This window comes from Mesorhizobium sp. M1328 (assembly GCF_040318075.1).
Classification (GTDB): Bacteria; Pseudomonadota; Alphaproteobacteria; order Rhizobiales; family Rhizobiaceae; genus Mesorhizobium.
In genome coordinates this window covers 875,059-889,144 of the sequence record NZ_JAMYLO010000001.1, presented here as the reverse complement: position 1 = coordinate 889,144, position 14,086 = coordinate 875,059, and the positions used below count along the sequence as shown (strand labels likewise).

At 62.8% G+C, this 14,086-nt stretch carries 14 protein-coding genes; 3 read left to right on the top strand and 11 right to left on the bottom strand.

Annotated features, from left to right (window positions below):
- Positions 1–6 precede the first annotated feature (6 nt).
- The 7 genes from NKH23_RS04395 to NKH23_RS04365 all read right to left on the bottom strand — a co-directional run bounded on the left by NKH23_RS04395 (position 7) and on the right by NKH23_RS04365 (position 7,977).
- A complete protein-coding gene (locus tag NKH23_RS04395) occupies positions 7–735 on the bottom strand; it encodes an ABC transporter ATP-binding protein (RefSeq protein WP_254816420.1) in 729 nt (242 codons plus the stop codon).
- Positions 735–1,883 carry an ABC transporter ATP-binding protein gene (locus tag NKH23_RS04390; protein ID WP_352909829.1) on the bottom strand — a complete coding sequence of 383 codons (1,149 nt, stop codon included), beginning with the start codon at positions 1,881–1,883 and terminating at the stop codon, positions 735–737. The genes NKH23_RS04395 and NKH23_RS04390 overlap by 1 nt, the downstream gene beginning before the upstream one ends.
- Positions 1,883–3,511: a high-affinity branched-chain amino acid ABC transporter permease LivM gene (gene livM, locus NKH23_RS04385; RefSeq protein ID WP_352714504.1), complete on the bottom strand. Its 1,629-nt coding sequence runs from the start codon at positions 3,509–3,511 to the stop codon at positions 1,883–1,885. Before livM ends, NKH23_RS04390 begins: the two co-directional genes overlap by 1 nt.
- 4 nt (positions 3,512–3,515) lie before the next feature.
- On the bottom strand, positions 3,516–4,418 hold the full coding sequence (locus NKH23_RS04380) for a branched-chain amino acid ABC transporter permease (RefSeq protein ID WP_023678052.1): 903 nt from the start codon (positions 4,416–4,418) through the stop codon (positions 3,516–3,518).
- 336 nt (positions 4,419–4,754) lie between these two features.
- Positions 4,755–5,756 carry a 4-hydroxyproline epimerase gene (locus tag NKH23_RS04375; protein ID WP_352714506.1) on the bottom strand — a complete coding sequence of 334 codons (1,002 nt, stop codon included), beginning with the start codon at positions 5,754–5,756 and terminating at the stop codon, positions 4,755–4,757.
- A gap of 28 nt (positions 5,757–5,784) precedes the next feature.
- Entirely contained in the window at positions 5,785–7,035 is a 1,251-nt protein-coding gene (locus NKH23_RS04370) for an NAD(P)/FAD-dependent oxidoreductase (RefSeq protein ID WP_352714507.1), read from the bottom strand.
- Between the two features lie 48 nt (positions 7,036–7,083).
- Entirely contained in the window at positions 7,084–7,977 is an 894-nt protein-coding gene (locus NKH23_RS04365; protein ID WP_352714509.1) for a dihydrodipicolinate synthase family protein, read from the bottom strand.
- Between the two features lie 103 nt (positions 7,978–8,080).
- Between NKH23_RS04365 and NKH23_RS04360 the strand changes: the two genes are divergently transcribed.
- The gene (locus tag NKH23_RS04360; protein WP_352909824.1) at positions 8,081–8,734 is read left to right on the top strand and encodes a GntR family transcriptional regulator; all 654 of its coding nucleotides are present in this window, start codon (positions 8,081–8,083) and stop codon (positions 8,732–8,734) included.
- Between the two features lie 14 nt (positions 8,735–8,748).
- Here NKH23_RS04360 and NKH23_RS04355 read toward each other — a convergent pair whose 3' ends face one another.
- Together NKH23_RS04355 and NKH23_RS04350 are read right to left on the bottom strand one after the other, a co-directional pair.
- Positions 8,749–9,063, bottom strand: a complete 315-nt coding sequence (locus NKH23_RS04355; RefSeq protein WP_352909821.1) for a hypothetical protein — start codon at positions 9,061–9,063, stop codon at positions 8,749–8,751.
- Positions 9,064–9,367: 304 nt separating this feature from the next.
- Positions 9,368–9,664: a hypothetical protein gene (locus NKH23_RS04350; RefSeq protein WP_352909819.1), complete on the bottom strand. Its 297-nt coding sequence runs from the start codon at positions 9,662–9,664 to the stop codon at positions 9,368–9,370.
- A 137-nt stretch (positions 9,665–9,801) separates the two neighbouring features.
- Here NKH23_RS04350 and NKH23_RS04345 point away from each other — a divergent pair, with 137 nt between their 5' ends.
- Positions 9,802–9,990: a hypothetical protein gene (locus NKH23_RS04345; RefSeq protein ID WP_352909817.1), complete on the top strand. Its 189-nt coding sequence runs from the start codon at positions 9,802–9,804 to the stop codon at positions 9,988–9,990.
- On the opposite strand, the gene NKH23_RS04340 is transcribed toward NKH23_RS04345, so the two are convergent.
- The gene (locus NKH23_RS04340) at positions 9,971–11,467 is read right to left on the bottom strand and encodes a CoA-acylating methylmalonate-semialdehyde dehydrogenase (RefSeq protein WP_292658506.1); all 1,497 of its coding nucleotides are present in this window, start codon (positions 11,465–11,467) and stop codon (positions 9,971–9,973) included. The genes NKH23_RS04345 and NKH23_RS04340 overlap by 20 nt on opposite strands.
- Before the next feature lie 375 nt (positions 11,468–11,842).
- Between NKH23_RS04340 and NKH23_RS04335 the strand changes: the two genes are divergently transcribed.
- A complete protein-coding gene (locus NKH23_RS04335; RefSeq protein WP_352666100.1) occupies positions 11,843–12,724 on the top strand; it encodes a LysR family transcriptional regulator in 882 nt (293 codons plus the stop codon).
- Positions 12,725–12,763: 39 nt separating this feature from the next.
- Here NKH23_RS04335 and NKH23_RS04330 read toward each other — a convergent pair whose 3' ends face one another.
- Positions 12,764–14,014, bottom strand: a complete 1,251-nt coding sequence (locus tag NKH23_RS04330) for a D-amino acid dehydrogenase (RefSeq protein WP_352909814.1) — start codon at positions 14,012–14,014, stop codon at positions 12,764–12,766.
- Between the last annotated feature and the right edge of the window lie 72 nt (positions 14,015–14,086).

Here is a 14,086-nt window from a genome sequence, read left to right as displayed (position 1 = left end):
TGAAACTCAGTGATGGCCGCCCTCGAGGTAGGCGGCGCGCACTTCCGGATTGGCGAGCAGTTCCTTGCCGGTGCCGCTCATCGTCACATTGCCGTTGACCATGACATAGCCGCGCGTGGCGAGCTTCAGTGCGCCGAAGGCGTTCTGCTCGACCAGGAACACGGTCAGTCCCTGCGTGCGGTTTAGCTCGCGAATGGCGTCGAAGATCTGCTTGACGATCAGCGGCGCCAGGCCTAGCGACGGCTCATCCAGCAAGAGCAGCTTCGGCCTTGCCATCAGCGCGCGGCCGATCGACAGCATCTGCTGCTCGCCGCCCGAAAGCGTGCCGCCACGTTGGCCGACGCGTTCCTTGAGCCGCGGGAACAGCGTGAAGACCCTTTCGACGTCCTCGTCGTAATGCTTGAGACCGTCGAGGCTGGCGCCCATCTGCAGGTTTTCCATCACCGTCATGCGCGGAAAGATGCGCCGGCCCTCCGGCGACTGCGCGATACGCATGCGCGCGATCTCGTGGGTCGGCATCTGGGTGATATCGGTGCCGGCGAAAGTGATAGTGCCGGCACGAGCGCGCGGAGCACCGAAAATGGTCATCATCAGTGTCGACTTGCCGGCGCCGTTGGCGCCGATCAGCGCCACGATCTCGCCCTGTTTGACGGTGACGTCGACGCCGTTTAGCGCCCTGATGTTGCCGTAGTAGGTCTGGACGCCCTTGATATCGAGCAGCGTTGTGCCGGCCATTATTTCCGCCCCCCACGCCGATTAGAGGTGCCGGGAGTTTTCGACTTCGCCGGAGCCTTGCCCGGCTTTGCCGTGGAAGATTTCGCGGCCGATTTGGCTTTGGCCGGCGATCCGGACTTTGCAGCAGCGCTCGACCTTGCATCGATCTGCCCGGCCTTCGAAGCGCCCTTTGACACTGTGACGCGTTCGCCCTCGCTATGGCCGACCGTATCGGCCACCGGTCCGGCAAGATAGGAAGACGATGTGCCCGGTCCATGCGCGGCATCCGGACCGGTATCCAATTGCTCGATGACGTCCTCGTCGCCGACTTCGGTCAGTACCGTCTCGACGTCCTCGTCTTCAACGCCGAGATAGGCGGCGATGACGCGCGGGTCGGTTCGTACCGATTGCGGGTTGCCGTCGGAGATCTTGCGCCCGTATTCGAGCACGACGACATGGTCTGAAATCTGCATAACCACCGCCATGTCGTGCTCGATCAACAGGATCGACGTACCGGTGTTGTCCTTGATGTCCATCAACAGCGCATTGAGCGCCGCCGATTCCTTCGGATTAAGGCCGGCAGCCGGCTCGTCGAGGCACAGAAGCTCAGGGCCGGTGCACATGGCGCGAGCAATTTCGAGCCGTCGCTGCGCGCCATATGGCAGATCGCCGGCAGGATCGTCGGCGCGGTCGACGAGATCGGCCTTCTCCAGCCAGTGCTCGGCCAGTTCAACCGATTCCGCCGAAGCCTGTCTGTATCCGCTATAGCCGAACAGGCCGAGAATAGTATAGCCGGACGCCTTCATCAGCTTGTTGTGCTGGGCGACCAGAAGGTTCTCCAGCAGCGTCATGCCCGAGAACAGGCGGATATTCTGGAAGGTGCGCGCCACCTTGGCACGCGCCGGGATCTCATGGTTCGGCAAGCGTTCGAGCAGGAAGGTCGAGCCGTCGCGCCGGTTGAGCGTGATCATGCCTTCCGACGGCTTGTAGAAACCGGTGATGCAATTGAACACGGTGGTCTTGCCGGCGCCGTTGGGACCGATCAGAGCGGTGATCTCGCCACGTTTGGCCTGGAATGACAAATCGCCGATGGCGACGAGACCGCCGAACTTCATCGACAGATGCTCGACCTGCAGGATGGCATTGTTCACGGAGGGGCTCGCGTTCATCAGCCGTGTCCCTCCTTGGTGAAGGACCCGGACACCGCCCTGCGCACCTTGAGGAAGGCCGTCGGCTCGCGGCTGCCGACGAAGCCACGCGGCTTCCACAGCATGACGATGACCATGGCCATGCCGAACAACAGCATGCGATAAAGTTCCGGCGTGAAGTCGGGGCCAAACCCGGGTATGACCTTGATGTTGCCCCAACTCAGGCCGGTCTTGAGGAAATCCAGTTCGCGCAGGATTTCGGTGCCGCCGATCATCACCATGGCCGCGACGGCAATGCCGACCAGCGAGCCCATGCCGCCAAGCACGACGATGGCAAGGATGATCGCCGATTCCAGGAAGACGAAGGATTCCGGGCTGACGAAGCCTTGCCGCGCGGCGAAGAACGAGCCGGCGAAGCCGCCGAACATCGCGCCCGTGGCAAAGGCCGTGAGCTTGGTGGTGGTGGTGTTGATGCCGAGCGAGCGGCAGGCGATCTCGTCTTCGCGCAGCGCTTCCCAGGCGCGGCCGACCGGCAGCCGCCTGAGCCTCACCGTGACGAAGGCGGTCAGCAGGCAGAGTCCAAGGATTAGGTAGTAGAGGAAGATCTTGTAGTAGGCGCCGGACTGCGCGATGCCGAGCACCTTGGAGATGTAGTTCGGGTCGGAGACGTTGAACGACATCAGGCCGAAGAACGAGACCTTCGGGATGCCGGAAATCCCGGCCGAGCCGTTGGTCAATTCGCGCCAGTTGATGATCACTAGCCTTATGATCTCGCCGAAAGCGAGCGTCACGATCGCCAGATAGTCACCGCGCAGGCGCAGCACCGGGAAGCCCAGCATGACGCCCCAGAATGCAGCCATCATGCCGGCGGCGGGCAGCAGGATCCAGAAGGAAAGGCCGTAATGCGTGCCGAGCAGCGCATAGGCATAGGCACCGACAGCGTAGAAGGCGACATAGCCGAGGTCGAGCAGGCCGGCCAAGCCAATAACGATATTCAACCCCCAGGCCAGCATCACGTAGATCAGGATCTGGATGCCGAAATTGTCGACATACTTCAGCGAACCCTGGAAACCGACCGCCATGGACCCGGCATATAGCGCCAGCACCAACACCACGACGATCGGGTAGAGCGCCAGTGCGGTTATGCCCAATGCCGAGAAATGAGCATGAATGAAGGCCCGGAAACGATAAATCAGCCAGGCCAGCGCATAGATGATTGCAAGCGCCCGCAGGAACCGCACAAAATCGGAAAGTTCCGGCCCTAAGGCCTCGGTCAGGAAGCCGCTGAGCGCCAGCAGAATAACGGCGACGGCGACCGCCACGATGAACGCGGGAAGGCGGAAGAATCGCGAAGCCAGGCTGACCGGCAGCAGGCCGGTGGCGACGTCGATGATCTTCTGGTTCGCCAGGAAAGGTTGGCCATAGGCGACGTAAAGGAAGCGTCCGGCCATAGTGGCGATCACGACGCCGGCGAGCAAGCCCCAGCGCTGCAACAGGATCAGTTCGTTGGAGATGTTCTGGTCGGTCTTCAGGCCGATGAACAGCACGAACAGGCCAAGCGAGATGGCGCCGGCATAGAGCGCTTCGCGAAAAGCGCGCTGGACCGGGGTGGCGACGACGGTGTTTTCCGGAGATACGGTGACCGCCATGAACTCAGACCTTTTCGACTTCTGGCCGGCCGAGAATGCCGGAAGGCAGGAAGATCAGCACGATCGCCAGGATGGAGAAGGCGGCGACGTCCTTGTAATCGATCGAGAAATAAGCCGACCACATGCTTTCGATGAAGCCAATCATCAGCCCGCCGAGCACGGCGCCGGGCAGTGAGCCGATGCCGCCGAGCACCGCGGCAGTAAATGCCTTCACACCGGGCGTAAAGCCGTCGGAAAACACCACCACACCGTAGTACATCAGGAACAACGTGCCGGCGACGGCGGCAAGGGCGGCGCCCATGATGAAGGTGATCGAGATGGTGCGGTCGACGTCGATGCCAAGCAGCGCCGCCATCTTGCGGTCCTGCTCGCAAGCGCGCTGCGCCCGGCCGAGCGAGGTCTTGTTGACCAGGTACCAGAACAGCGCCAGCAGGACTATGGTGACCAGGACGATGATGATCTGCTTCAGCGAGACGCTGATGCCTTCGATGTTGTAGACCTTGGACACCATTGGCGGGACCGGCTTGTTGCGCGGCCCTTGCGTCACCTGAACGAAATTGGACAGCGCAATCGACATGCCAATCGCGGTGATCAGCGGCGCCAGCCGGAATGAACCGCGCAAAGGCCGGTAGGCGACCTTCTCGATCGTCCAATTATACAGGCTGGTCAGCAGCATCGCGACGATCATCATGATCAGCAGCGCAACGACGATCGGCAACGAATAGAACAACGCACCGAGGATAAGGAAAACGATGAGCGCGGTGAAAGCGCCGATCATGAAAATGTCGCCATGGGCGAAATTGATCATGCCGATGATGCCGTAGACCATCGTATAGCCGATCGCGATCAGCCCATAGATCGATCCCAGCGTCAGCCCATTGATAAGCTGCTGGACAAAATACTGCATGCTGTCGTGGCTCCCCTGGAATGTCGCCCATGCAGACGCATTCCTTTTCGTATTTCCCCTAGTCGTAAAGTTTCGAGCCCGGATTGCAACGTGATTTTTCGATGGTTATGCGTGTTTTCGCCGCACGCCATCCGATTGCCCGTTTTGTTCCCGTCCGACCCCTGGACTATCGAGGACCCTACCATTGGCCTAACGCAATGTCTTTGACGATTCAATCGCAGCATGCACTCCATTTCGAAGAAATCGCCGTCAAAATAAGTTGATGAGCGGGATCGTTGCGCCGTTGACGTCAATCCGCTTGCGCTCTCTTTCTTTCCCCTGCGTCAGCGATTTTCCTTATTTGACGACGAAGCCGTGCGCGAACGGGTCGCGGTCGTCGATGAAGATCGTGTTCAATCCGGTCATTCGTGCCCAGCCGCCAATCGACGGAATGATTGCCGGCTTGCCGGCGACGGTGACCTCTTTCTCCACCCTGCCCTTGAACAGCGAACCGATGATCGATTCATGGACGAAGTCGTCGCCTACCCCAAGCTTGCCCTTGGCGTGAAGCTGCGCCATCCGCGCCGAGGTGCCGGTTCCGCAGGGCGAGCGGTCGATTGCCTTGTCGCCGTAGAACACGGCGTTGCGGGCATCGGCTTGCGGGTTGGTCGGCGCACCGGTCCACAATATGTGCGACAGCTTGTCGATGCCGGGATTCTCCGGGTGGACGAAGGAATATTTCTCGTTGAGCCGCTGCCGCACCACCGGGCTCCAGGCGATCAGGTCGCCGGCCGAATGATCGGCCATGTCGCGATAGTTCTTTTGCGGTTCGACGATGGCATAGAAATTGCCGCCATAGGCGACATCGACGCTGATCTCGCCGAGCCCGGGGCATTCGACCGTCAGTCCCTCGGCATAGAGGAACGACGGCACATTGGTGATGCGCACCTCCTCGACATAGTCGCCGACCTGCTTGTACTCGGCGACGACCAGGCCCGCCGGCGTATCCAGCCTGAGCACGCCCGGCGTCTTCGGCTTGATCAATCCATTTTCGACGGCAAAGGTCACAGTGCCGATGGTGCCGTGGCCGCACATCGGCAGACAGCCCGAGGTCTCGATGAACAGGATGGCGATGTCGCAATCTTCACGCGTCGGCGGATAGAGGATCGAGCCGGACATCACGTCATGGCCGCGCGGCTCAAACATCAGGCCGGTGCGGATCCAGTCATATTCGGCCAGGAAATGCGCTCGCCGCTCCATCATCGTCGAGCCGTTGAGCAGCGGTCCGCCGCCGGCGACCAGCCGCACCGGATTGCCGCAGGTGTGGCCGTCTATGCAGAAGAAGGAATTCTTGGCCATGCCGGCTCCCAACTGAATATCGTCGAACTCAAAACCGTTGCGGGCTGAACGGGCCGAGATCGAGCGATGGATTCTGCCCGAGAACGAGCTCGCGGATCAAGCGCCCGGTCGCCGCAGCCTGGGTCAGCCCGAGGTGACCATGGCCGAAACCGTACACCACCGACGGCGTTTGTTGCGAACGTCCGACCACCGGCAGCGAATCCGGCAGCGACGGCCGGAACCCCATCCATTCGCGGCCATTGGCCGGATCCAGTCCCGGCAGGAATTTCTGCGCCTTTTCGAGCAGCGCTTTCGAGCGCGCATAATTGGGCGGCCTCTCAAGGCCGCCGAGTTCGACCGCACCACCGACCCGCAGGCCCGTATCGAGCGGCGTGATGACGAAGCCATGCCCGGAGAAGATCAATTGTCGCTTTACGTCGAAGGCAGTCTTCGGCAACGTCGTGTTGTAGCCACGCTCGGTCTCCAGCGGGATTCCGTCGCCGAGATGTCTCGCCAGCAGATGCGACCAGGCCCCGGCAGCGATGACGAGATGCTTCGCCCCTCGCCGCGTGCCGTCGGCCGTGGTCAGGATCGCGCCGTCCTGTCCCGCCTCGACACGCTCGATCCGGGCCTTTTCGAACCCCGCGCCCAACCCCTCGGCATAGGCCCACAAGGCCTTTCCAAGCAGCTTGGGATCGGCGACGGTTTTCCACCCCGGCACGAACGTTCCCTTGACGAAGCGCGGCGACAGACCGGGCTGCAAGGCGGCGAGAGCGCTGCCCTCGACATGGCTGAAGCCGATGCCGAAGCGCTGTCTTGCCGCCCAGCCGGGCAGCGACGCCTTGAACTCGGCCTCGCTGTCATAGAGTTCGAGCGAGCCGTCCTCGTGCAGCATCGGCCGTGTGCCGGAACGGTCGAGCAAGCCCATCCATTCCGCCTCGGCGAGCTTCATCATCCCGGCCTGCGCAGCAAGGCCGGCTTCATAGCGGTCGCTTCGGCCGGCGCGCCAGAAGCGGACCAGCCAGGGCAACAGCTTCAGCAAATAGGCGGGCGGAATGCTGAGCGGGCCGAGCGGGTCGGCGAGCCATTTCGGCAACTGCCTGATCATGCCCTTGTGAGCCAGCGGCAGCACATCGGAGAAGGCAAAGGCAGCGGCATTGCCGGAGCTGGTTTCCTCGCAGATCCCCGTCCGATCGAAAATCGTGACGTTTCGGCCCGCCTCGGCCAGAAAGGCGGCGGCGCAGATGCCGATAATGCCGCCACCAATGATGGCAACATCGAGCGTAGCATTATCATTCATTGCCATGCGCCGCGCTGCACATCTGCAAATACCCTCGAAGGGACTGGATCAGAATGTCGGCAGCTCTGGCCGCACCGCCAGCGCGTCCCTGACGATCTTTTCGACAGCCTTGCGCCGCTCGCCCGCCAACGGCTGGCGCGGCATGCGCACGCGGTCGTTGGTGTTGATCGCCAAGACTTCGGCGAGCTTGATGTTCTGCACCAGATAGGTCGATACGTCGAGATCGAGCAGCGGCCGGAACCAGCGGTAGATCTTCAGCGCCTCCTCGCGGCGGCCCTGTCTCATCAGCTGGTAGATGGCGACCGTCTCGCGCGGGAACGCGGTGACCAGGCCCGCCACCCAGCCAATGGCGCCGACCGACAGCGCCTCGAAGGCGAGATTGTCGACGCCGGTGAACAGATCGTAGCGGTCGCCGAGGCGGTTGATGATCTCGGTCGAGCGACGGATGTCGTCGGAGGACTCCTTGATGGCAGCGAAGCGCTGGTCCTTCGCCAGCTCCTCCATCTGGTCGACAGTGACGTCGACGCGGTAGGCAAGCCGGTTGGAGTAGATCATCACCGGCAGGTCGCCGGCCGCGGCGACGGCGCTGAGTGCCGCGACTGTCTCCTCGGCATTGGTATGATAGATCGGGCTCGGCACCACCATCAAACCGTTGGCGCCTTCTTTTGCGGCGCGGCGTGCGATCGCCGCCGCCTCGCGTGTGCCGGCTTCGTTGACCGTCAACAGCACCGGTTTGTTGCCGGCGATCTTCTGCGCGGTCTTCAGCACCGCGATCTTTTCGTCATGCGACAGCATCGGTCCTTCGCCAAGCGAGCCACAGACGATGATGCCGTCGCAGCCGGCCTCCATCTGCAGCGCAAAGCAGCGCTCCATCTCGGCATGGTCGAGGCGGTCATCCTCGGTGAACTTGGTCGTAACGGCGGGGAAGACTCCGGCCCACATGTCGGTCGCTCCATCTGATATATCAGCTGTATATTTCTTAAGAAGCCGGCTGTCAACATTGAATCTGATATGATATATCAACAATATATCAGGAGACGCCGCATTGGTATATGACAACCCAGGCTCCGAGCCGGCGACTGCAAAGGCCTACCGCAGGCTCGAGCACATGATCGTAACGCTCGAACTGGCGCCCGCGAGCTTCATCACCGAGGGGGCGCTGATCGACAGGCTCGGCCTCGGCCGCACGCCCGTTCGCGAAGCAATCCAGCGGCTGGCATGGGAGGGGCTGCTTGAGGTCCGGCCGCGTGCCGGCATCGCCATTGCGCCGCTTCACCCTGGCGACTGGCTACGCGTCCTCAACGCCCGCCGTGGCGTCGAGGTCGTGCTTGCCCGCTCGGCCGCCCGCTTCGTCACCCGCGAGGCCGCCGACCTGTTTCATGACGCTGCCCTTGCCATGCAAAAGGCGGTGATTTCGGAAAATGTGTTTTACTTCATCCAGGCCGACAAGGCGCTCGACGAAGCGCTGGCGCTGGCTGCCGACAACCCGTTCGCCGCGCGCCTGGCGGCACCCTTGCAAACCCACAGCCGTCGCTTCTGGTTCCGCTACAAGGCCGACACCGGCTTGGCCGAATCCGCCGAGCACCATGTTGCGCTGATCCGCTCGATCCTCGCCGGCGACGAAGAGGCCGCGGCCAAGGACGCCAAGCGGCTGATGACACTGCTGCGCGGCCATGCCGAGGCGGCCGCGACGCGCTGACGCCGCCCGCTCCCTCATGAGTTTTGGCCGGGCAGGGCCTCCACGCTTTCCCAATTTTCGCCGGCTGCGACAATGCAGCTTCTGCCGGCGACGTCGGTCACGATGACCGTCCAGCTTCCGCTATCGGCGACAAAAACTTCCATGACCGCCTCCTGACCGATCAGTCCGAGAGCAAACTGTTTTTCCTGGAAATTCTCAGTCAGGTGGGCGACGAGGTCGGCATGTTCAACGCAGTATTGATATTGGGCGCTCGCGGCATTCGTACCCACCGCGAATAAGCCAGCAAAAGCTACGGTCTTCACCCATCCTAACAGCGATTTGCGTGCCATAGGGCACCTCCTTTGCCATCACGATCCGGCAAAGGGAGGTGATTGACGGCCTCATTTTGCCGGAGCGATCCAGGCCGGTTCCGACGTCATCATCGCGTCGCTCCTTTCCGTGTTCCGGTCTGCCGTCAGCGATCAATTCTAGATGTTCTCGCTATGTTCCCATATATGGTATCGCTATCGAAAAATAGCAAGCCGTGCGCGCCTCAAGCGGGCGCGGGGAGATCCGTTTCAAAGTCGCCGAGAATAAGGCCGCAGCCCGGCTGCCGTGCCGAGGCTGCGGCCAGGTGAATAGGAAAGGCCTACTTCAGATACCGGGCAGCGCCGCTATCGTCATCGCGCTCTCCCAGCCTTCGCCGACTGAAATCACGCAGCTTTGACCTTTTGTATCGCTGGCGAGGATGGTCCAGGTGCCCTTGTCGGAAACGAAAACTTCAAGCACCACATTCGGATTGACGACGCCGACCGCGCTCGGGTTTTCATGAAACTTCTCGCCGAGCGCCTTGACCATATCGGCGCGTGCCGCACATTGCTCGGCAGCCGTTGCCGGGGCGGCGGAAAGGGCCATTGCCGCGCAAGCTATAGTCGCCATGAGACGTGTCATCTGACACCTCCTTTGCGCCGGACGATATGCCCCGGAGCCGTCACCAGCGCCGTTGGTTGATCTGCCAGCGTCTCCTTCGCGGCAGGACTGGAACCTAAGAAGATTGCTGCCTTCTTGGTTCCATCACATTAGTGTTCATGCCGATGAAGACCGCGACAAAAAAGGCCCGGGTCGAGCCCAGGCCTTCTTTTGCTTTCCGCGATCTGGATCAGTTCATCGTCGGGATGACGAACTCGGCGCCATCCTTCACGCCGGCCCGCGCGCGCGCCGCCGAAGGCGAGGACGCGCAGACAGAAAACCGTCCGGCTAATTCATCGTCGGAATGACGAACTCGGCGCCATCCTTCACGCCGGACGGCCAGCGCGACGTCACCGTCTTGGTCTTGGTGTAGAAGCGGAACGCGTCCGGCCCGTGCTGGTTGAGGTCGCCGAAGGAGGACGCCTTCCAGCCGCCAAAGGTGTAGTAGGCGATCGGCACCGGGATCGGCACGTTGATGCCGACCATGCCGACCTGGACCCGCGAGGCGAAGTCGCGCGCCGCGTCGCCGTCGCGGGTGAAGATGGCGACGCCATTGCCCATCTCGTGCTCGTTGGCGAGCTTGATGGCGTTCTCGTAGGTCGGTGCGCGCACCACCGATAGCACCGGCCCGAAAATCTCTTCCTTGTAGATGCGCATGTCGGCGGTCACATTGTCGAACAGGCAGCCGCCCATATAGTAGCCGTTCTCGTAGCCCTGCATGGAAAAGCCGCGGCCGTCGACGACCAGCTTGGCGCCTTCCTTGACGCCGGTGTCGACATAGGACTTGACCCGCTCCAGCGCCTGCGCCGTGACCAACGGGCCGAAATCGGCGGAAGAATCCGTCGACGGACCGACCTTCAGGCTCTCGACGCGCGGCACCAGTTTTTCCATTAGCCGGTTGGCGGTGTCGTTGCCGACCGGGACGGCCACCGAGATCGCCATGCAGCGCTCGCCGGCCGAGCCGTAGCCGGCGCCGATCAGCGCGTCGACGGTCTGGTCCATGTCGGCATCGGGCATGATGATCATGTGGTTCTTGGCGCCGCCGAAGCACTGCACGCGCTTGCCGGCCGCGCAGCCGCGCGAATAGATGTACTGGGCGATCGGTGTCGAGCCGACGAAACCGATAGCCTTGATGTCGGGATCGTCGAGGATGGCGTCGACCACTTCCTTGTCGCCGTTGACGACATTAAGGATGCCGGCCGGCAGGCCGGCCTCTATGAACAGTTCGGCAATCCGCATCGGCACGCCCGGATCGCGCTCCGACGGCTTGAGGATGTAGGCATTGCCGCAGGCGATGGCCGGCGCGATCTTCCACAACGGGATCATCGCCGGAAAATTGAATGGTGTGATGCCGGCGACGACGCCGAGCGGCTGGCGCATCGAATAGACGTCGATGCCGGGGCCGGCGCCATCGGTGAACTCGCCCTTCATCATATGCGGCGCACCGATGCAGACCTCGACCACTTCGAGGCCACGCTGGATGTCGCCCTTGGCGTCGGCGATGGTCTTGCCGTGTTCGCGCGCCAATATCTCGGCCAGCGCGTCATACTCCTTGGCGACCAGCTCGAGGAATCGCATCAAGACGCGCACGCGCCGCTGCGGGTTGGTCGCCGCCCAGCCGGGCTGTGCCGCCTTGGCGTTTTCGACCGCCGCGCGCAATTCCGCCTGCGAAGCCAACGCCACCGTGCCGCGCACCGTGCCGTCCATCGGCTGCATGACGTCCTGCTTGCGGCCGCTGGTTCCTGCGACACGCTTGCCGCCGATGAAATGACCATATTCGATCATGATCTCTCTCCCTGGTTCGTGATGAGGCATTGTCCGCCTTTGCGGGAGCGATGGCAACGCGAGCGAAAACGCAACCGTTGTGCATAAAATAGAGTGCGAGAGGTGCCTGTGCATCAAATGGCGCAAATGGTAGGGAGTGTACTCCTATCGCTTGGATTGCTGAGTTGAGTTTCTTCACACCCCCCTCTGTCCTGCCGGACATCTCCCCCGCAAGGGGGGAGATTGGCGGCTTCGGCCTTACCGCCCTTTTTGCGACGTTGGAGATTGGCGAAAGCCGACCCGGCATCCGATCTCCCCCCTTGCGGGGGAGATGGCCGGCAGGCCAGAGGGGGGTGGGCGGGAACGCGGCGCTCCCTATCGAAACGGACCATCCCCATGAACTGGGATGACGCTCGCATCTTCCTTGCCGTGGCGCGGGCCGGCCAGATCCTCGGCGCCGCCAGGCGGCTGGAGCTCAATCACGCCACCGTCTCGCGCCGCATTGCCGCCCTCGAGGATGCGCTCAGGACAAAACTGTTTCGCCGGCTTACCACCGGCAGCGAGCTGACGCCGGCAGGCGAGCGTTTCCTCGAGATCGCCGAACGCATGGAGGGCGACATGATCGCCGCGCGCTCGACTGTTTCAGGCGAAGGCGACGACGTCTCGGGCACCGTGCGGATCGGCGCGCCGGACGGTTTTGGCGTCGCCTTCCTGGCCAGGCGCCTCGGCGCGCTGACCGCTCTGCACCGTGAACTCACCATCCAGTTGGTGCCGGTACCGCGCTCCTTCTCGTTATCCCGGCGCGAGGCCGACATTGCCATCACCGTCGAACGGCCGACGGAAGGCCGCCTGGTGGCGGGAAAGCTAGTCGACTACACGCTCGGCCTGTTCGCGTCGCGGGCCTACGCCGACACGCATGGCCTGCCCGGAACCGCCGCCGAGCTAGGGCAGCACACGCTGATCGGCTACGTGCCGGACCTGATCGTCAGTCCCTCGCTCGACTACGCGGCCGAATTCAGCGCCGACTGGCGCACCAGCTTCGCCATTTCCTCAGCGCTCGGCCAGGCCGAAGCGGTGCGTTCCGGCGCCGGCATCGGCATCCTGCACACCTTCGTTGCCCGCTCGATGCCGGAGTTAGTGCCTCTCGATATCGTCGCACCCATCCGCCGCGCCTACTGGCTGGTCTATCATGAATCGGTCAGACCGCTGCGCCGCGTCCAGATCGTCTCAAGCTTCATCACCAAGGCCGTCGAACGGGACAGGGGTTTGTTCGCGTGAAGCGTATCGGCCGTTGGCTGTCTTAAGCTGCTGGGGGTCTTACTTGGCGTATCGTCCCGGCCCGAGATCGCCGACGTCTGGCACCCGGCTGGAGATGATGTCGGCTAGAACCTTGGCCGAGCCGCAGGCCATGGTCCAGCCGAGTGTCCCATGGCCGGTGTTGAGATAGAGATTGGAGAAATCGGTGCGGCCGATCAGCGGCGGCCCGTCCGGTGTCATTGGCCGCAGCCCGCACCAGAAGGTCGCCGATCGCATGTCGCCGCTGCCCGGAAACAGGTCGCCGACCGAATGTTCGAGCGTGCGCCGCCGCGATTCGTGCAGCCGCAGGTCGAAGCCGGAAATCTCCGCCGTGCCGCCGACCCGGATACGGTCGCCGAGCCGGGTGATCGCTACCTTGTAGCTCTCGTCCATGACGGTCGAGACCGGTGCCGCGGCGGCGTCCTTGATCGGCAGGGTGATCGAATAGCCCTTGACCGGATAGACCGGGATGGGCCGCTTCAGCATGCGCATGAACCGCGCCGAATAGCTGCCCATCGCCATCACATAGGCATCAGCGACCATCCAGCCCTTGCTGGTGCTGATGTTGGTGATGCGATCACGCTTCTTGACGACGCGCCGTATCTCCGTGTCGTATTCGAAGGTGACGCCGCGTGCCGCGCAAAGCTCGGCAAGCCTGTCGGTGAACATCTTGCAGTCGCCGGTTTCGTCGCCGGGCAACCGCAGGCCACCGACGAATTTTTCGCGCACGCCGGCCAGCCCAGGCTCGGCCGCAATGCAGCCGTCGGGGTCGAGGACCTCGTAGGGGACGCCATAGGCCTTCAGCACCTCGACATCGCCGCCGACGCCGTCGAGCTGCTTTTGCGTTCGGAAGAGCTGCAGCGTGCCCTTGGCGCGCTCGTCGTAGGCGATGCCGGTCGCCTCGCGCAGCGCCTTCAGCGTGTCGCGGCTGTACTCGGCCAGCGGCACCATGCGCGCCTTGTTCAGCGCGTAGCGTTCAGCCGTGCAATTGCGCAGCATCTTGACCAGCCATATCCACATATGCGGATCGAGCGCCGGCCGCACCACCAGCGGACCGTGCTTCATCAAAAGCCATTTGATGGCCTTCAGCGGAACGCCGGGCCCGGCCCAGGGCGAGGCATACCCGGGCGAGATCTCGCCGGCATTGGCAAAGCTGGTTTCCAGCGCCGGGCCTTTCTGGCGATCGATCACCGTCACCTGATGGCCGGCCTCGGCAAGAAAATAGGCGGAGGTGACCCCGATCACGCCGCCGCCCAGCACGAAGATCTTCATCGTTTGGTTCTCCGCAACGACGTCTCGTCAGGGTCCGAGACCGGGATCATCGCCGCCTTCTGTCTGCCGGAT